Source organism: Variovorax sp. YR216 (assembly GCF_900107745.1).
Taxonomy (GTDB): domain Bacteria; phylum Pseudomonadota; class Gammaproteobacteria; order Burkholderiales; family Burkholderiaceae_C; genus Variovorax.
The window spans coordinates 13420-30024 of record NZ_FNRO01000018.1 but is presented as its reverse complement, the minus strand read 5'-3'; the positions used below and the strand labels follow the sequence as shown (position 1 = coordinate 30024).

General features: G+C 66.9%; 15 protein-coding genes and 2 pseudogenes. 10 read left to right on the top strand and 7 right to left on the bottom strand.

What is annotated here, in order from left to right; genetic code table 11:
• Nucleotides 1–261 precede the first annotated feature (261 nt).
• From BLW05_RS29210 to BLW05_RS29200, 3 genes and pseudogenes are all read left to right on the top strand, one after another.
• Nucleotides 262–1188, top strand: a complete 927-nt coding sequence (locus BLW05_RS29210; protein WP_093167264.1) for a universal stress protein — start codon at nucleotides 262–264, stop codon at nucleotides 1186–1188.
• A 12-nt stretch (nucleotides 1189–1200) separates the two neighbouring features.
• Entirely contained in the window at nucleotides 1201–2502 is a 1302-nt protein-coding gene (locus tag BLW05_RS29205) for an NRAMP family divalent metal transporter (protein WP_093167262.1), read from the top strand.
• Nucleotides 2503–2579: 77 nt separating this feature from the next.
• Nucleotides 2580–2882, top strand: a pseudogene (locus BLW05_RS29200) (IS21 family transposase); the annotation flags it as partial.
• Nucleotides 2883–3091: 209 nt separating this feature from the next.
• On the opposite strand, the gene BLW05_RS29195 reads toward BLW05_RS29200, so the two are convergent.
• Entirely contained in the window at nucleotides 3092–4123 is a 1032-nt protein-coding gene (locus tag BLW05_RS29195) for a GSU2403 family nucleotidyltransferase fold protein (RefSeq protein WP_177142851.1), read from the bottom strand.
• A gap of 208 nt (nucleotides 4124–4331) precedes the next feature.
• Entirely contained in the window at nucleotides 4332–4568 is a 237-nt protein-coding gene (locus BLW05_RS36605; RefSeq protein ID WP_093167258.1) for a hypothetical protein, read from the bottom strand.
• A gap of 58 nt (nucleotides 4569–4626) precedes the next feature.
• Here BLW05_RS36605 and BLW05_RS29185 point away from each other — a divergent pair, with 58 nt between their 5' ends.
• The 3 genes and pseudogenes from BLW05_RS29185 to BLW05_RS29175 all read left to right on the top strand — a co-directional run.
• Nucleotides 4627–5175: a type 2 periplasmic-binding domain-containing protein gene (locus BLW05_RS29185; RefSeq protein WP_093167256.1), complete on the top strand. Its 549-nt coding sequence runs from the start codon at nucleotides 4627–4629 to the stop codon at nucleotides 5173–5175.
• Nucleotides 5172–5612, top strand: a complete 441-nt coding sequence (locus tag BLW05_RS29180) for a type 2 periplasmic-binding domain-containing protein (RefSeq protein WP_093167254.1) — start codon at nucleotides 5172–5174, stop codon at nucleotides 5610–5612. The genes BLW05_RS29185 and BLW05_RS29180 overlap by 4 nt, the downstream gene beginning before the upstream one ends.
• Nucleotides 5613–5619: 7 nt before the next feature.
• Nucleotides 5620–5751: pseudogene (locus tag BLW05_RS29175) on the top strand (sulfatase-like hydrolase/transferase); the annotation flags it as partial.
• Nucleotides 5752–5807: 56 nt separating this feature from the next.
• Here the strand turns inward: BLW05_RS29175 and BLW05_RS29170 are convergent.
• From BLW05_RS29170 to BLW05_RS29155, 4 genes are read right to left on the bottom strand one after another with little or no spacing between them, the layout of a single operon-like run.
• Nucleotides 5808–6713 (bottom strand): type 2 periplasmic-binding domain-containing protein, encoded by a 906-nt coding sequence (locus BLW05_RS29170; RefSeq protein WP_093167252.1) that lies wholly within the window; start codon nucleotides 6711–6713, stop codon nucleotides 5808–5810.
• Nucleotides 6706–7560 (bottom strand): ABC transporter permease, encoded by an 855-nt coding sequence (locus BLW05_RS29165; RefSeq protein ID WP_093167250.1) that lies wholly within the window; start codon nucleotides 7558–7560, stop codon nucleotides 6706–6708. The genes BLW05_RS29170 and BLW05_RS29165 overlap by 8 nt, the downstream gene beginning before the upstream one ends.
• Complete coding sequence (locus tag BLW05_RS29160; protein ID WP_093167248.1) at nucleotides 7557–8414, bottom strand: ABC transporter ATP-binding protein; 858 nt, start codon at nucleotides 8412–8414, stop codon at nucleotides 7557–7559. The genes BLW05_RS29165 and BLW05_RS29160 overlap by 4 nt, the downstream gene beginning before the upstream one ends.
• Nucleotides 8411–9454, bottom strand: a complete 1044-nt coding sequence (locus BLW05_RS29155; RefSeq protein WP_093167246.1) for an ABC transporter substrate-binding protein — start codon at nucleotides 9452–9454, stop codon at nucleotides 8411–8413. The genes BLW05_RS29160 and BLW05_RS29155 overlap by 4 nt, the downstream gene beginning before the upstream one ends.
• 201 nt (nucleotides 9455–9655) lie before the next feature.
• Between BLW05_RS29155 and BLW05_RS29150 the strand changes: the two genes are divergently transcribed.
• Genes BLW05_RS29150 through BLW05_RS29140 form a run of 3 tightly spaced genes read left to right on the top strand, consistent with a single transcriptional unit; the run spans nucleotide 9656 to nucleotide 12626 of the window.
• Nucleotides 9656–11275: an FAD-dependent oxidoreductase gene (locus BLW05_RS29150; protein WP_093167243.1), complete on the top strand. Its 1620-nt coding sequence runs from the start codon at nucleotides 9656–9658 to the stop codon at nucleotides 11273–11275.
• A complete protein-coding gene (locus BLW05_RS29145) occupies nucleotides 11272–11601 on the top strand; it encodes a 4Fe-4S dicluster domain-containing protein (protein WP_093167241.1) in 330 nt (109 codons plus the stop codon). The genes BLW05_RS29150 and BLW05_RS29145 overlap by 4 nt, the downstream gene beginning before the upstream one ends.
• A gap of 44 nt (nucleotides 11602–11645) precedes the next feature.
• The gene (locus BLW05_RS29140; RefSeq protein WP_093167239.1) at nucleotides 11646–12626 is read left to right on the top strand and encodes an ABC transporter substrate-binding protein; all 981 of its coding nucleotides are present in this window, start codon (nucleotides 11646–11648) and stop codon (nucleotides 12624–12626) included.
• Between the two features lie 19 nt (nucleotides 12627–12645).
• Here the strand turns inward: BLW05_RS29140 and BLW05_RS29135 are convergent, their stop codons facing one another.
• Nucleotides 12646–14571: a S9 family peptidase gene (locus BLW05_RS29135; RefSeq protein WP_093167237.1), complete on the bottom strand. Its 1926-nt coding sequence runs from the start codon at nucleotides 14569–14571 to the stop codon at nucleotides 12646–12648.
• 255 nt (nucleotides 14572–14826) lie between these two features.
• On the opposite strand from BLW05_RS29135, the gene BLW05_RS29130 reads away from it, so the two are divergent.
• Nucleotides 14827–16599 (top strand): PQQ-dependent methanol/ethanol family dehydrogenase, encoded by a 1773-nt coding sequence (locus BLW05_RS29130; RefSeq protein WP_093167235.1) that lies wholly within the window; start codon nucleotides 14827–14829, stop codon nucleotides 16597–16599.
• Nucleotides 16600–16605: the final 6 nt, after the last annotated feature.

Here is a 16605-nt window from a genome sequence, read left to right as displayed (position 1 = left end):
GACAGGTTCTCGAGCAACACCCGGGGCTCCGACGCGAAATAGAGCGGCCGCCCCATCATCTAGCTGTCGCCGGCCTGCGGCGGTGGGCCCTTCCAGACCTCAACGGTCAGGCCGGGCAATTCCACGTTCCGCCGATAGGTGCCGGCCAAAAAGGTCAGAACGCGAACTGTTCCGCTGTGCCCGGCTCAATGCGTGACGTAGCTTGATCTGAGTCAAACTATGCATGGAAGGCGCCACGCTTAATGTACGAAGTGGAACCGGATGTTTTCGGGGTTGCCGTTCGCCATGCTGAGCCTGACGTCCGTCAGTTCAGCGGTGCGCCTGCGCCCCGGCTTTGGCCAGGAAGCAATCGGGAGACTGGACATGCTACGCGATTTGCTGGTGCACGTAGACGGGAGCGAGTCGGGGCGGCGCAGGGTGCAATTCGCCGTCGACTTGGCAATACGCGCAGGCGCGCGACTGAGCGGAATACATGTGACGCCCCCGGCGGAGGTTCCGCCCCTGTACAAACCGACTCGTGTGGCGGAAGTCGCTGCACATCTGTCCTCGAGGTTGGAACAGGACGCTCACGCTGCAACGATTGCCTTCAGGGAAGAAGCGATGGCACGCCTCACTGACGCATGCTGGTTCGAGGCGAAGGGCGACGTAGCGAACCGGGTCAGCGATAGGGCCCGCTACGCGGACCTTGTCGTCATTGGGCAGGACGAATGGCAAGGCTCGCCCGAAACCCATCCCTTGCCGATCGCCCATCCGGTCGCTGTGCGATGCGGTCGCCCGGTCCTGGTCGTGCCTGCCGCCGTACAGTCGAACTCACTGGACAGCGTCGCCGTTGCCTGGGACGGTAGCCGTGAGTCGGTGAGGGCAATTCACGACGCCTTGCCGCTACTGCGGCTGTCAAGGTCGGTCCAGATCATCACGATCATTTCCCCGCCTGCGGAGAGCCCCGAGGATGACGCGGAAAGCCTCCTGGAGCACCTGACCCGACACGCAGTCGCTGTCGGATCAAACGTACTTCGGATCATGTCCACGAGAGAGCACGCTTCATTACGTGAACACATTGAGAAAGCGCCATACGACTGGTTGGTGATGGGCGCCTACTCTCACCCCATGTGGATGGAATTCGTTTTCGGCGGCCTTACTCAGTCCATTCTCCTGTCGTCGAAGATACCGATGCTGGTCTCTCATTAGCGAGGTGATTGAGTGGACGCCAAAGGATTGCCGGGTACGAGCGCTTTTCGAGGCCTCTGGGAGCGTTTGAAGGAGCACCCTCTGTCGCGGGTCGGGCCAGGGCTCATCACCGGCGTCGCTGACGATGATCCCAGCGGGATCGCCACCTATTCCCAGGCGGGTGCCCAATTTGGGCTGAACATGCTCTGGACGATGCCGCTGGCATACCCATTGATGGCAGCGGTCCAGTCGATGTGCGCAAACCTTGGCAGGGTCACGGGCAAAGGGCTCGCGGCCAACATCAAAGCCGCATTCCCGCCAGTCGTTCTGATGAGCGTAGTGCTGCTACTGCTCGTTGCAAATACGCTCAACATTGCTGCCGACGTTGCAGCTATGGGCGAAGTTGCGGAGCTGGTCTCCGGTGTCAATCGTCACCTTATGACGGCGTTCTTCGTATTCGGTACGCTTCTGCTGCAGATTTTCGTTCCTTACCATCGGTATGTCTTCTTCCTGAAGTGGCTGACCGTCTCTCTGCTGGCTTACGCGGCGGTTCTATTTACAGTTCATGTTCCGTGGGGGCAGGTCGCACTTCGCACGGTCTGGCCAAGCTTCACACCCAATGCCAGCGCCGCCGCCATGGTGGTCGGGGTCTTTGGCACGACCATTAGCCCATATCTGTTTTTCTGGCAGGCCTCCGAAGAGGTCGAGGATCTGCATGCGAACCATGGCAGTGCGCCGCTGATACGCGACCCACGTGTCGCAGGCACTGAGCTTCGTCGTATCCGGTGGGACACCTGGAGTGGCATGCTCTACTCCAACGTCGCTGCGTACTTCATCATTCTTGCGACTGCCGTTACGCTCCATGTGGATGGGATCACCGAAATCAACACGGCGGCTCAGGCGGCCAGTGCGCTGCGGCCACTTGCGGGTGACTTTGCGTACATGCTCTTTGCCCTTGGCATTCTCGGCGTAGGCCTGATTGGCGTGCCGGTGCTAGCAGGCTCCGGGGCATACGCCCTTTCCGAGGTGATGGGTTGGAAGGAGGGGCTCGAACGCAGGGTGCGCGATGCGCGAGGGTTCTACGGCATCATTGCGGTGAGCATGCTCGCCGGACTGGGCATCCAGTATTCGCCGATCAGTCCAATGAAGGCCCTCTTCTGGAGCGCCGTTATCAACGGTGTCGTTGCCGTACCTCTGATGGTTGTCATCATCATCCTGGTCTCGAAGAAATCAGTAATGGGTACTTTCACCGCGAGTCGCCCACTGATTGTCCTTGGCTGGATTGCCACGGCGATTATGGGTGCGGCGGCCGTGGCGATGTTCATCCCTGGCTAGCCCCCCGAACGACACGCAAACTCCCACGGTCTCGGCGTGTGAGCCGCATCGCGACTTCATCGAGGCGCAACTGCGGCTACTTCGGCGGGAGTTGCCGCCATGTCGTGCTGGACAACCTCAAGGAAGGCGTCGTCAAGCCCGACCTGTACGAGCCGCGGTTGAACGCCGTGTACGCGGCCACGTTGGCCCACTACGGCGTGATCGCCGATCCGGCCCGAGTGCGGGATCCTAACCGCAAGGGTTCGGTGGAGAGCGCGATCGGTCACACGCAGGCCACGGCCTTGAAGGGGCGGCGCTTCGAGTCGCTGGTCGAGCAGAACGATTTCCTCGAACACTGGGAGAACCGGTGGGCCGCCTCGCGCATCCATGGCAGCCGCAAGCTGTGGGGCATCGCGCGCCTGGCCGATCGCTACCCGCGTCGCCTTGTCGACCGCGCTTGTGCGCAGGCCATGCACGAGGGCATTCACAGCTACAGCCATGTCCGACAAGGATGGGCGCCGAGCACCAATCGCTCTCGAAGGTGAAGCGGAACGCCGGAGTGAGGAAGGTTCGGTCTTGGCCGCTTTCTGCCTGTTGACCTGCTTCAACGTCACGAGTCGAGCGCCATCTCGAACTGTTCAAGTGTCTGCGGATGACCGGCCAGGGCTCGGCGCAGGGCGGGCAACCGCTTCCTCACGGCAGCCTGCATGCTGGATGGCAACTCCCCGAACGAGTCGACCATCGGCTCGTCTTGCTGCTCGACCAAAACTGATGCGAGCGTGGCGCCCTGAATCAGGTCCTTTTCGGCCTTCTCGGGAAAGCCCTTGCGCGAGGCACTCGAGTAGAGCTTGTGCCATACGAAGCGCTCGGCCCGAGGCAGCATCAGGGGAATGCAGTGGCCACCCGCCAAGACGGCGCCGGGCTGCGGTTGCTCGAGCAGATAGTCGAAATGTGGCACGGCCTCGGCGTGCCACATCAACTGCGGAATCGGCACGGGCTTACCAAGTTCCTTGCCGTGGACCAGGAGGTCAACGCGTAGACCTTCGCGCCCCTTCAACTTCAAAGAGGTCGATGGGCCCTGGTTAGGCATGCGCGGCACCGGAGAGAGGCCCAGCTTTGTGGCCACCATCGCGTCGAGGAATGATTGCGACGCACCCAGTTTAGGGTGCTTGGGTGTGGCAAGGTCCACAACCTGGGTCCGACCTCCAACGGCCTTGGCGCCCAGCTCATTGAGCCAAGCCATGTAGGCCAGCGTCCCTACCAGAACGAGGCCCGCTTCAAGGATGTGTCGGTTGTGCAACTCGACCAGAACGCCGGCGACACCCTTGTCTGCCACCTGAAAGCCCAGGGCCCGCAGGTTGCGCACTTGTGCGCTAGCCCATTGCGCAAATTCAATCTGCTGCTCGGCTTCGGCGAGCGCGCCTTGGTCTCCGTCCTTGCCAATGAGCTGCTCCGCCTTCGTCCCGGGCACCGGGTAGTAGACCCTGTACCAGTAGGCGTAGCCGGTGCCCTTGCGCTTAACGAGCGTCCCGGGCGTGCCGGGAAGCAGAGGTGCGCCGGACGAGCTGCGCTCCTTCAACTCGGCGTACTGCGTTCGAAAGGCCAGTTCCTGCAGGCGAAAGAGACGGGTCGGGGCCGGCATCGTGGAAGTTACCCAACAAAATACAATTTTAGTGGGTAAATCCATGCTCCGCCGAACTGCGCTTGCCTGCTCTTCGCCGACCGATGAAACCGACGCTTCCCCCCAATGAAGCGCGACGCAACCGTTCCGACCGAAGGGAAAAACTACGAGCCGGCGCCGTATGTCCGTTCGTGGCCGCATTCGGATATCGGCCGACTATTCTTTCCCATCATGGGAAGGTCAAGTCCAAACCGAGCATCCTGCTAAGGCCTAAGGTGAGGAGCGAGAGACCCAGGAGCGATAGCACGAAGACTGCGGCCATCTTGCCACCCGCGCGTGGCACCGCGCTCTGCTTCTCCTTCCCCTTCTTCCCTCGCTCATAGTGCCACTTGATGGCGAAGAACATGCCCGTGCCGAACACGAGAACCTTGAACGTAACGAAGACTATAGGGACCCAATCCATCATTTTGTATTTCTAAGCTATTTTTTGACACTGTGGTGCACCGGCGGCCGATCTTCCGAAGGTGATCCGCCTCGCCGCCCCCGAGCAGGGCAGCGCCGGCAAGTCCTTCGCCGGCGCCGGGCCGGTGTCGCTGGTCTACGCGCAGAAGGCGCTGGAATCCGAGTTCGAGAAGGACGGCGTGAAGATCGAATGGAAGTTCTTCAAGGGCGCCGGGCCCGCGATCAACGAGGCGCTCGCGACGGGCCAGCTCGACGTGGTGTTCCTCGGCGACCTCGCCGGCGTGATCGGCCGGGCCAGCAGTCTCAAGACCCGGCTCGTGGCCGCGGGCGGACGCGGCAGCAACAGCTACCTGGCGACGGCGCTGGGCGCGAACATCCAGAGCTTCAAGGACCTGAAGGGCACGCGTGGCGGTGCTGCGCGGCACCGCGTACCAGCTGTCGTTCAACCGCCTGCTCGAAGACGTGGGGCTCACCGAGAAGGACGTGCTGCTTCACCAACCTCGACTGGCCGACCTCCAAGGCGGCGGTCGCGAGCAAGGACATCGATGCCACCTTCGGTGGCTCCGACCTGCAGCTGCTCAAGCTCGCAGGCACGGCCGATATTCCGGTGAGCACGCGCAACAAGGGGCCGATCTACGGCATCAACTCCGGCGTGATCGCGACCGATGACTTCGCGAAGCAGCATCCGGAAGCGCTCACGCGCCTCATCAAGGTGATCGTGAAGCAGGCGCAGGCGGCCTCGGACGATTCGAAACGCGATGCGCTCTTCAACCGCTTCCACGACATCAGCGGGCTGCCGGTGGTCCTGTTCACCAGCGACTTCGAAGGCACGTCGATCAAGGAGCGCTACTCGCCGCTGCTCGACGACGGCTTCGTCTCGCACTACACCGACGTGATCGACGGTGCGAAGAAGATCGGCATCATCCGCCAGACCTTCGACGCCAGGGGCTGGGCCGATCCGACCTTCCTGGACCGTGCGCTCAAGGAGCTTCGGCTCGAATCGTTCTGGACGCCGACCAATGCCGCCGGCCTGGTCGCCAGGCGCTGAGGTGCAGATGACCGCGAGCTCTGCACCCAACATCATCTTCATCCTCGCCGACGACCTCGGCTGGGCCGATCTCGGCGTCTACGGGCAAACCGGCTTCGCGACGCCGCGCCTCGACCGGCTCGCGGCGCAGGGGGCCCGCGCCGCGGCGCAGCATCGAGTTGCGTGCGCTGGTGTTCTGGCCGGCGCAGGCTTGAATCAGGAGTGGCAGACCAGCCCGTCCTTGAGCAAGCCGACCTCGAACTGAACATTGCCGACGCGCGCATTGCGCGCGCGGTCCTGCTCGCCGTCGATGCGCCATTCGCGCATCGCTGCGCTGAGCCATTCGCGCGAGGCTTTGTCGCCCGAGGCGATGCGGATCACCGAATCGGCTTCGGGCGCGAGGCCGCGGGCGATGGCGCGATAGAAGCGCCATTCCTCGTTGCGCAGCAGGCGCTCGATCACGTCGCCGTGGTCCGCGAGCGCCTGGCATTCGCCCGCCATGAAGGCCGACGCCGCATGCACCGACGACGGGTAGGTCCGTGGCTGCGCGCCGTAGCGCCCGGCGAGCGTGCCGGCGTAGCCCGATCCCTGCGGCACGCAGACTGCCGCGCCGGCGAGGTCCCCCGAACCGCGCAGCCGGCCTGACCGGAGCGCGACCAGCGTGCCCGGGGACGTGTCGTAGCTGCCGTCGGTGTCGACGATGTCATGGCCCGGCGGACCGTCCGGCGTGCCGGCGACGACGAGATCGACGCGCTGCGCGCGCAGCGCGGTCTCCTGCTCGCCGGGCGCGAGGCCGACCGCTTCGAGGCGAAGCCCGAGCTTCGTCGCGAGATGCCCGGCGAGGGCGAGGTCATAGCTGTCGGGTTCGGCGGGCGTGGGCGCGCCGGGCGGGGCCGGGCGCGGATAGCTGCGCACGCCCACCACCAGCACGCCGCGCCGCGCGGCGTGCTCGAGCACCGGGCCGCGCGGCAACTCGGCGGCCGTGCGGTCGCGCAGCACCCAGCGTGCGAAGCCGGAGGCGCCCGACTGGCTTGCGACTGCTGCGGCGGCAAGCACGGAGAGCCCTGCCGCGGCGCCGATCGCCGCGATGCAGAGGCGAGAGCGTGGCGCGAGGCTAGTCATCGAGGCTCAATCCCTGGCGCCAGCGCAGAAGCCGCCGTTCCAGCAGCGCCAGCAGGTAGTTCAGCAGCAGCCCGAGCACCGCCAGCATCAGGATGCCGGCGTACATCGTCGGGATCTGGAAGGTCTCCTGCGAATTCAGCGTGAGGAAGCCGAGGCCCGAATGCGCGCCGATCATCTCGGCCGCCACGAGCGCCGTGATGCAGTACGCACCCGCGAGCCGCACGCCGGTGAAGATCGAGGGCGAGGCCGCGGGCAGCACCACCTTGAAGAAGATGAAGCGGCGCGTCGCGCCCATCGAGAGGGCGGAATTGATCAGCAGGCGGTCGACCTGCTTCACGCCGCTGATCGTGCTCAGCAGCACCGGCCAGAATGAAGCCCAGAAGATGATCGCCACCTTCGACAGCTCGCCGATGCCCAGGAACAGGATGAAGACCGGGAACAGCGCGAAGGCCGAGGTCTGCCGGAACAGCTGAAGCACCGGATCGAGCAGGCGTTCGAGCCGTCGCACCGCGCCCATCAGGAGCCCCAGCAGAACGCCCGCGCCGATCGCCAGCAGCAGGCCCCACAGTGAGCGTTGCAGGCTGGCGGCGATGTGCTTCCACAAGAGATTCTGACCGGCGAGCTGCACGATGCTCGCGAGCACCGCCGAGGGCGGGCTCAGGTAGGCATCGCTCACGATCCCGCTGCGCGGAAGAAACTCCCAGAGCGCGATGAAGAGCAGCAGCCCGAGGCCGCGTTCGCCGATCCTCGTGAGCGGCTGCAGCCATGCGATCGATGCGCGTGCCCCGGTGCGTTCGCGCAGCGTGGCCTCGATCGGGTGGCTGGGGTCTTGCAGGTTGGCACTCATCGGGCGGCCTCCTGAAGCGCGGGTGCGGCGGGCAGTTCCTTGCGCTCGGCGGGATTCGCGGTGGCGCCGAGCGGCGGCACGCCGAACTGCACCTCGTCCCTGAGCACCTCCCACGCGCGCTGGCGCAGCTGTGCGAACTCGGGCGTGTTGCGCAGCTCGGCCGAGCGCGGCCGGGCGAGCGGGATGTCGATGATCTGCTTGATGCGGCCCGGCCGCTGCGTCATGACCGCGACGCGGTCCGACAGGTAGATGGCTTCGTCGAGGCTGTGCGTGATGAAGACGATGGTCTTGCGGTCGTGCTCCCAGAGCCGCAGCAGCTCGCTCTGCAGGATCTCGCGCGTCTGCGCGTCGAGCGCCGCGAAGGGCTCGTCCATCAGCAGCACGTCGGGCCGGTAGGCGAGCGACCGCGCGAGCGCCACGCGCTGCTTCATGCCGCCCGAGAGCTCGTGCGGATAGCGTTCGCCGAAGCCGTGCAGGCCCACGAGCTCGAGGTACTCGTTCGCGACGCGGCGGCGCTCCGTCTTGCCGACACCGCGGATCTCGAGGCCGACCGCGATGTTGTCGAGCACCGTGCGCCACGGAAACAGCGCATAGCCCTGGAACACCACGCCCTGCTGGCGGTTGATGCCCGCGAGCGGCCGCCCATCGACGGTGATCCCGCCGCCGGTGTGCGGCGTGAGGCCCGCCAGGATGCCGAGGAAGGTCGACTTGCCGCAGCCCGAAGGCCCGAGCACCGAGAGGAACTCGCCCTCGCGCACGTCGAGGTCGAAATGGTCGAGCACGCGGATGCGCCCGCCGTTGGCGCGCGCCGCGTAGTCCATGCGCAGGCCGCGCGCGGAGATCTTGATCGTCATGCGTAGGGGTTGAACTCGTTGGTGTAGACCTGCTTCACGCCGACCTTGCCGGGCGCGAGCTTGCCCTCGGACTGCAGGATGTCGATGTAGTACTGGATCGGCGGCTCGGTCACGACCAGGTCGTCGACGTAGGCGAAGCGGTCGACGTTCTCCAGCGCCATGTTGATGCGCTTGGCCGTGAGCTGGCGTGCCTCCTCGGGGTTGGCGTTGACCCAGTTCGCGGCCTTGGCCAGCGCGGTCACCACGTCGCGCGTGGCCTCGGGATGCTCGCGGATGAAGCGCCCGTGCGCGCTGTAGGGCGCCATGCCGCCGAGCCCGCCGTCGAGGTCGTAGTCGCTCCACAGGCGCACGAGCTGCTGCGCGTTGTCGGCGCGGCCGGAGAACGGGGCGTGGATGATCGCCAGGTCGGTGTTGCCGGTGACCAGCGTCTGCTCGGCCTGGTCGTCGGGCACGACCAGGAAGTTGATCTTCGTCACGTCGACGCCCTTCTCGCGCAGGAACTTCTTGGTGACGAACTCGGCGCAGGCGCCGAAGCTGTTGAAGCCCACCGTCTTGCCTTCGAGGTCCTTGGGCGTTCGGATGCCCGAGTCCTTGCGGACGAAGTACTTCATGTGCGGCGCTTCCTGCAGCGTCTTGCCGCCGGCCGCGACCACCTTGAGGTCCGCACCCGAGGCGATGGCCGAGATCACGAGCGGCACCATGCGCGCGCCGAAATCGATCTCGCCGGTGCCCACGAGCGGAATGATCTGCGGCGCGGCGATCTTGCCCACGTACTGCGGGCGTGTGTTCGTGCCCTCGAAGTAGCCGAGCTGATCGGCGAGGTAGATGAGATCGAAGGACGGGTTGTCGGGGTATTTGAAGGCGACCTTCTCGCCCGCGCTGCCCACCACTGCGGGAGCGCTCGCCGTCGCTGCCGGCCTGTCGCCCCGCGAGCAGCCGGCGAGGGCGAGGAGGCCGCCGGCGCTGCCGGCGAGTCCGAGCACGGCGAGGGACTTGAGCGCCCGGCGGCGCGGCGTGGGAGAGGTCGCGGTTGAAGTCATGGCGAAGGAGCGCGCCCGTTTGACGCGCCAGCAGGTGGTGAAAGTCGCGGATCGTAGGAACGACTCCGCAGCGCCCAAACGAAGAATTGCGAGCATGAATATGCGCACGCACCGCGCATATCGATACGCGCATTCCGTCGTTGTCGCTGCGCACGGCGCTGACTAAGGTCGCGTCTTTGACGCAAGAGAAGGACAGCGATCGTGGGCATCAGAGAGTTCGACCGTGAGCAGCTTTCGGGGACCGCGGGCTCGGTCCGGCACGAAGCGGATGTGCTGGTGATCGGCGGTGGCCCGGCGGGGACCTGGGCCGCGGTGTCGGCGGCCGCGCAAGGGGCACGGGTCGTGCTCGCCGACAAGGGCTTCTGCGGCACCTCCGGCGCGACGGCGCCGTCCGGCACGGGCCTGTGGCATGTGTCGCCCGACGGTGCGGCGCGCGAGTCGGCCAAGGCGAGCCGCTATGCGATGGGCGGCGAACTCGCCGAGCACGCCTGGATGGACCGCGTGCTCGCGCAGACCTGGGACAACGTCGAGCGCCTGAAGGAATGGGGCTATCCGTTCCCTGTCGACGACGAAGGCCAGTTGCGCTGCACCTCGCTGCAGGGGCCCGAATACATGCGGCTGATGCGCAAGCAGGCCAAGTCGGCGGGTGCGCGCATCCTCGACCACAGCCCGGCGCTGGAGCTGCTCGTGGACGAGCAGGGCACGGTGTGCGGCGCGACCGGCGTCAACCGGCAGACTGGCGAGACCTGGGTCGTGCGCGCGGGCGCGGTGGTGATCGCCACCGGCGGCTGCGCCTTCCTGAGCAAGGCGCTCGGCTGCAACGTGCTCACCGGCGACGGCCTGCTGATGGCCGCCGAAGCGGGCGCGGCGCTCTCGGGCATGGAGTTCTCCAATGCCTACGGTCTCGGTCCGGCCTTTTCGTCGGTGACCAAGTCGCTCTTCTACAACTGGGCCACGTTCTACACGGCCGACGGCACGCCGATCGAAGGCGCGGGCTCGTCGAAAGGCCGGGGCGTGATCGCACAGACCCTGCAGACCCAGCCGGTGTACGCCTGCATCGACCGCGCGGACGCGCAGATCCAGGCCTGGATGCGGGTCGCGCAGCCGAACTTCTTCGTCTCCTTCGACCGGCAGGGGATCGACCCGTTCACCCAGCACTTCCCGGTCACGCTGCGCCTGGAGGGAACGGTGCGCGGCACTGGCGGGCTGCACCTCGTCGATCACGACTGCCGGACCACGGTCGCGGGCCTGTACGCGGCCGGTGACGCTGCCACGCGCGAGCTGATCTGCGGCGGCTTCACCGGCGGTGGAAGCCACAACGCGGCCTGGGCGCTGTCCTCGGGCTTCTGGGCCGGCGCCGGTGCGGCGGACTTTGCTCGGGCCGTGCGATCGGGCACGCCGCGCGTCGCGTTGCGCGCGGGCGCTGCGGCGCTTGTCGGGCGCGGCACCGCGACGAGCGACAGCCAGGCGCTGGTGCGCGCTGTGCAGGACGAGGTCTTCCCGTTCGAGCGCAACTGGTTCCGCGAAGGCGGCATGCTGCACGACTCGCTGGGCCGGCTCGATGCGCTCTGGGAGCGCCTGCGCGCCAGTGCGCCCGCGGCGAACGCGATCGAAGCGGTGCGCGCGCGCGAAGCCGCCGCCATGCTGGCGACCTCGCGCTGGATGTACCGCAGCGCGCTGCAGCGCACCGAGACGCGCGGCATGCATCGGCGCCGCGAGCATGCGGCGGTCGACCCGGCACAGCGCCATCGGCTGCTGAGCGGCGGGCTCGACGAAGTCTGGGTGAGCCGCCATGCAGTGGCCTCGGAGGTCACCGCATGATCGAGATCATCGATGCCGCACGCTGCACCGACTGCAACATCTGCGTGAGCGCGTGCCCGACCAATGTCTTCGAGGCCACGCCGGGCGGTCCCCCGCGCATCGCGCGCCAGCACGACTGCCAGACCTGCTTCATGTGCGAGCTGTACTGCCCGGAAGACGCGCTCTACGTGGCCCCGATCGCGGACCGCACCGCCAGTCCCGCCGAGCGCGAGGCAGCCGCGGCCGCCTTGATGGGCAGCTACCGAAGCGCGATCGGCTGGGGCCGCGGCCGCCAGTCGACCGCATCGCTCGACGCGAGCTTCGAGCTGCTGGTGCGCGCGCACTGATCGACGCGGACACCGACACCCTCCATCGACATCGCTTTCATTCCATGCCTACCGCCGAACATCGCCATTCCCCCGCCCGACGCCGCCTCCTGCAAGGCGCGCTCGCCTCCGCCTTCATCGGCGCGCCGCTGGCGCGTGCGCAGGGCACCGACAAGGTCCTGCGGCTCGGATTCATCGGGCCCGGCAAGAAGCCCGCGGCCGCGACCGGCTGGGCCCTGCAGCAGGGACAACTGCAGCGAGAGCTCGCTGCGCTCGGCTTTCGCGAGATCGCGACCCGCAACTTTCCCAACGGCCCGGACCTCAACGAAGCCTTCGTCGCGGGCGCACTCGACGTCGGCATCTACGGCGACACGCCGGCGGTGGTCGCACGCTCGAAGGGCCTCGACAGCCAGCTGATCGGCTTCGACGCCGTGGGCATGAACGTGTGGCTTCTGACACCGCGCGGCGGCGTGCGCAGCGTGAAGGAACTCGAAGGCCAGGCGATCGGCGTCGCGCGCGGCTCCTACATGCACCGCTACGTGCTCGGGCTGCTGAAAGAGAACGGACTGCAGCGCTCCGTCAAGGTCATCCACATGTTCCCGCGCGACGGCGAGGCGGCGCTCGACCAGGGCTCGATCGCGGCTTTCGCGGCGCAGATCGACGTCGGTCCGCTGCTCGCCTCGCGCGGCTATCCGGTGATCGACGAAGCCAGTGCGCACCCGACGCTGCTGGGCACCTCGGTGATCGTGGCCTCGAAGAAGATCCTGGCGGCCGCACCGGCGCTGCCCGCTGCATGGACCCGCGCGCGCGAGGCGGCGCTGCGCGAGATCCACCAGGACAGCGAGCGCTATTACGCCTTCCATTCGGAGGTCAGCGGATTCCCGCTCGCCGCGGTGAAGGCCTCGCATCCCCTCGGCCAGTTTCCGCGCGAGGCCTTTCCGGCCCAGGGGCTCGCCTTGCTCGAGGAGGTCAAGAAGTTCCTGCTGGGCGAAAAGCTGGTGAGCCAGGATTTCGCGCTCGATCAGTGGAAGGTGTCGACCGCCTGAACGTCGAAGCGTCTGCTCATCAGGCGTTCTTGCCGAAGGCCTCCGCCTGGAAGAACGCGGCCTCGGCTTCGAGCGCCCGCTCGATGTTCGCGGCCTGCCGAAAGCCATGCTGCTCGCCGGCGAAGAGCAGGTAGAGCGTCGGGATGCCCCGCGAACGCAAAGCCGCCACCATCACCTCGGTCTGGCTGGGAGGCACGATCTCGTCTTCCTTGCCCTGGAAGAAGGCCACGGGTGCATCCAGCCGATCGGCATGGCGCACCGGCGCGCGGTCGAGGTAGGGCTGGGGTTCGGAGAGCGGACCGACCAGCCAGTCCAGGTAGCGCGATTCGAACTTGTGCGTGTCGCGCGCGAGTGCGGCGAGGTCGCTCACGCCGTAGTGGCTCGCGCCGGCCCTGAAGCGCTTGCGGATCGCCGGGTCTTCATGGGTCAGGCAGCGCAGCGCTGTGAATCCCCCGGCGCTGCCGCCGGTGATCACCACGCGTGTCGCGTCGACCTGTCCGGTCGCGGCGAGGTGCGATGCGGCAGCCGCGCAGTCTTCCGCATCGACGACGCCCCACATCCCGTGCAGGCGATCGCGGTAGGCACGGCCGTAGCCGGTGCTGCCGCCGTAGTCCACGTCGACGACGGCAATGCCGCGGCTGGTCCAGAACTGGGTGCGCAGGTCGAGACTTCTCGATGCCGAAGAGGTGGGTCCGCCGTGGCACTTGACCACCAGCGGCGGCAGCTCGCCGGCCGGACCGCGGAAGCCGGCGTTGCTCGGCGGATAGAACAGGGCAAAAGCGGTGCTGCCGCGTGGCGTGGGGAACTCGATGAGCCGGGGCACCGAAACGTGGTCGCGAAGCGCCGGGTCGTCCGCCGCGTTGGCGCTGCTCCAGGCGACGCTTGCCGTGCCGGTCGCCGCATCGATCACGAGCACGGCCGCTGCAACATGCGGGCCGCCGGCCTTGACCGCGACCTTGCGCCCATTGGCGCGCACGTACGAGAAATCCGTGTAGGGCAGCTCGAACGGCGCGAGCGTGCCGATGCGCGAGTTGAGGAGCGCGAGCCTGCCGATGCCGTTCTCGATGGTCGTGCATACGATTTCGTGCGCCGACACGAAGGCATACGTCGACATGCCGAAGCCCCATTGCGCGCGGCCGAATTCCGCGGCCATCGGGCACAGGTTGGCCGTGGTCCCGTCCGCATTGCGCCGGTAGATGTTCCACCAGCCCGACCGGTCCGACACGTAGTGCAGCAGGCCGTCGGGCGACCATTCGGGCTGGAACACCGATTCATCCTTGCCTCCCGCGATGCGCGTCGCGTTGGTGATCGCGGTGCCGTCGAAATCGCCGAGCCAGAGTTCCGCCGCGGTCCATGGCATGTCCGGATGGTTCCACGACAGCCACGCGAGCTTCGTCCCGTCGGGGCCGAGGCGCGGCGATGCATGGAAGTCGCTGCCCCGCACGATCACGCTGCCGGCATCGCCGCCGTCCAGACTCAGGGCGACGATGTCGTTGATCACCTCGCCGCCCGGCGCGCGATGGTCCTCGCGGATGCCAATCCAGAGACGGCGCCCGGCATCGATCAGGCCATCGGCATAGCGCAACGCGGCGCCCTCGGAAGGCGGCGTCAGCGCGACCGGAACACCGCCGTCCATGCGGTAGAGACGCTGGTCGGCGAAGTTCGAGAAGTACACGGTGCCCTGCGACACCAGCGCGGCGCCGCCGCCGTATTCATGCACCCGCGTGCGCGCGGAGAAGGGGGGCGGCGTGATGTCGCCCCGGCTGCCGTCCGGCCGCAGACGGACCAGCACCTGGCGCCCTGCCTCCATGGGCCTGCCCTCGATCCAGCAGACATCGCCGCGGTCGAGAAACACGTCGGCCAACGTGGTCTGGGCCGAGGCCACGTGCCGGGCGGTGATCGGCGAGGCCCAGGTGCCGAAGGGTGCGGTGACGGGATCGGACATGCGCGGATTGTTCCACCCGCCACGGCGTGCGCAACAGGTTCCGGCCGCTGTGACGCGATGTCACGATCTGCTGCGCGCGATTGCTCAACCCTGTAGCAGTTCAACGGGAAAACCCGCACGCCGGCATGCGCCGATGGGCTGCTGGAGCGGTTGCAACGGGTTCTGGCGCATGGCATGGCACTTGCCCCCTAGAGCCATGGAGGGTGCGCATTTCGAGCGTTCCCGCGACCCACGATCCACCCGCAAGGAGACACCATGCAATTGAAGCTCTTGACCGCGCTCATCGCGGTCGGTCTGGCCGCCGCGACGGCCCACGCGCAGGTCACGGACCAGATGATCAAGTCCGAGGCCACAGCCAAAGGCAACGTCCTCACCTGGGGGATCAACACCCAAGGCCAGCGCTACTCGCCACTGAAGCAGGTCAACTCGGCGAATGCATCGAAGCTGCTGCCGGTGTGGGCCTTCTCGTTCGGCGGCGAGAAACAGCGCGGGCAGGAATCGCAGCCCGTGATCGCGAACGGCAAGATGTTCGTGACCGCGTCCTACTCGCGCATCTTTGCGCTCGACGCGACCACCGGCAAGAAGCTCTGGAAGTACGAGCACCGCCTGCCTGAAGGCATCATGCCGTGCTGCGACGTGGTCAACCGCGGCGCCGCGCTCTACGACAACCTCGTCATCTTCGCGACCCTCGATGCACAGCTGGTCGCGCTCGACCAGAACACAGGCGACGTGGTGTGGAAGGAGAAGATCGACGACTACGCCGCCGGTTACTCCGCCACGGCCGCGCCGATCATTGCCGACGGCGTGATGCTGACCGGCGTGTCGGGCGGCGAGTTCGGCGTGGTGGGCCGTGTCGAGGCGCGCGACCCGAAGACCGGCAGGCTGCTGTGGACCCGTCCGACCGTCGAGGGCCACATGGGCTACGTCTACGACAAGGACGGCAACAAGAAGGAGAACGGCATCTCCGGCACCGTCAACAAGAGCTGGCCCGGCGACCTCTGGAAGACCGGCGGCGCGGCCACCTGGCTCGGCGGCACCTACGATGCCAAGACAGGCCTGGCCTACTTCGGCACCGGCAACCCCGCACCGTGGAACAGCCACCTGCGCGAGGGCGACAACCTCTTCTCGTGCTCGACCGTGGCGATCGACGTCAAGACGGGCCAGATCAAGTGGAGCTACCAGGGCACCCCCAACGACAGCTGGGACTTCGACGGCGTCAACGAGTTCGTCACCTTCGACATGGACGGCAAGCGCGTGGGCGGCAAGGCCGACCGCAACGGCTTCTTCTACGTGAACGATGCCAGCACCGGCCAGCTCATCAACGCCTTTCCCTTCGTCAAGAAGATCACCTGGGCCAGCAGCATCGACCTGAAGACCGGCCGGCCCAACTTCATCGCCGACAACCGCCCGGGTGACCCCACGGACGGAGACGGCGGCAAGAAGGGAAGCGCCGTGTTCGCAGCGCCGGGCTTCCTCGGCGGCAAGAACCAGATGCCGATGGCGTACAGCCCCGACACGAAGATGTTCTACGTGCCCGCGAACGAATGGGGCATGGACATCTGGAACGAACCCGTCGCGTACAAGAAGGGGGCGGCCTACCTCGGCGCCGGCTTCACGATCAAGCCGCTCAACGAGGACTACATCGGCTCGCTGCGGGCGATCGATCCGAGGACCGGCAAGATGGCCTGGGAAGTGAAGAACGGCGCGCCGCTGTGGGGCGGCGTGCTCACCACGGGCGGCAACCTGGTGTTCTGGGGCACGCCCGAGGGCTACCTGAAGGCGGCCGATGCGAAGACGGGCAAGGTGGTCTGGCAGTTCCAGACCGGCTCGGGTATCGTCGCCCCGCCGATCACCTGGATGCAGGGCGGCGAGCAATACGTCGGCGTGGTTTCCGGCTGGGGCGGCGCGGTGCCGCTGTGGGGCGGCGAGGTGGCCAAGCGAGTCAACCTGCTCGAACAGGGCGGCATGGTCTGGGTCTTCAAGATCCCCGGGGCGGGCGGCGGTGCGACCAAGGTCGCGTCCAACTGAGGGCCA

Bases quoted from the DNA above. Each gene is read 5' to 3' on its own strand.
- BLW05_RS29210 (WP_093167264.1), top strand. From the start codon at position 262: ATGTTTTCGGGGTTGCCGTTCGCCATGCTGAGCCTGACGTCCGTCAGT.
- BLW05_RS29195 (WP_177142851.1), bottom strand. From the start codon at position 4,123: ATGCCGGCCCCGACCCGTCTCTTTCGCCTGCAGGAACTGGCCTTTCGA.
- BLW05_RS36605 (WP_093167258.1), bottom strand. From the start codon at position 4,568: ATGATGGATTGGGTCCCTATAGTCTTCGTTACGTTCAAGGTTCTCGTG.
- BLW05_RS29170 (WP_093167252.1), bottom strand. From the start codon at position 6,713: ATGACTAGCCTCGCGCCACGCTCTCGCCTCTGCATCGCGGCGATCGGC.
- BLW05_RS29165 (WP_093167250.1), bottom strand. From the start codon at position 7,560: ATGAGTGCCAACCTGCAAGACCCCAGCCACCCGATCGAGGCCACGCTG.
- BLW05_RS29160 (WP_093167248.1), bottom strand. From the start codon at position 8,414: ATGACGATCAAGATCTCCGCGCGCGGCCTGCGCATGGACTACGCGGCG.
- BLW05_RS29155 (WP_093167246.1), bottom strand. From the start codon at position 9,454: ATGACTTCAACCGCGACCTCTCCCACGCCGCGCCGCCGGGCGCTCAAG.
- BLW05_RS29145 (WP_093167241.1), top strand. From the start codon at position 11,272: ATGATCGAGATCATCGATGCCGCACGCTGCACCGACTGCAACATCTGC.
- BLW05_RS29140 (WP_093167239.1), top strand. From the start codon at position 11,646: ATGCCTACCGCCGAACATCGCCATTCCCCCGCCCGACGCCGCCTCCTG.
- BLW05_RS29135 (WP_093167237.1), bottom strand. From the start codon at position 14,571: ATGTCCGATCCCGTCACCGCACCCTTCGGCACCTGGGCCTCGCCGATC.
- BLW05_RS29130 (WP_093167235.1), top strand. From the start codon at position 14,827: ATGCAATTGAAGCTCTTGACCGCGCTCATCGCGGTCGGTCTGGCCGCC.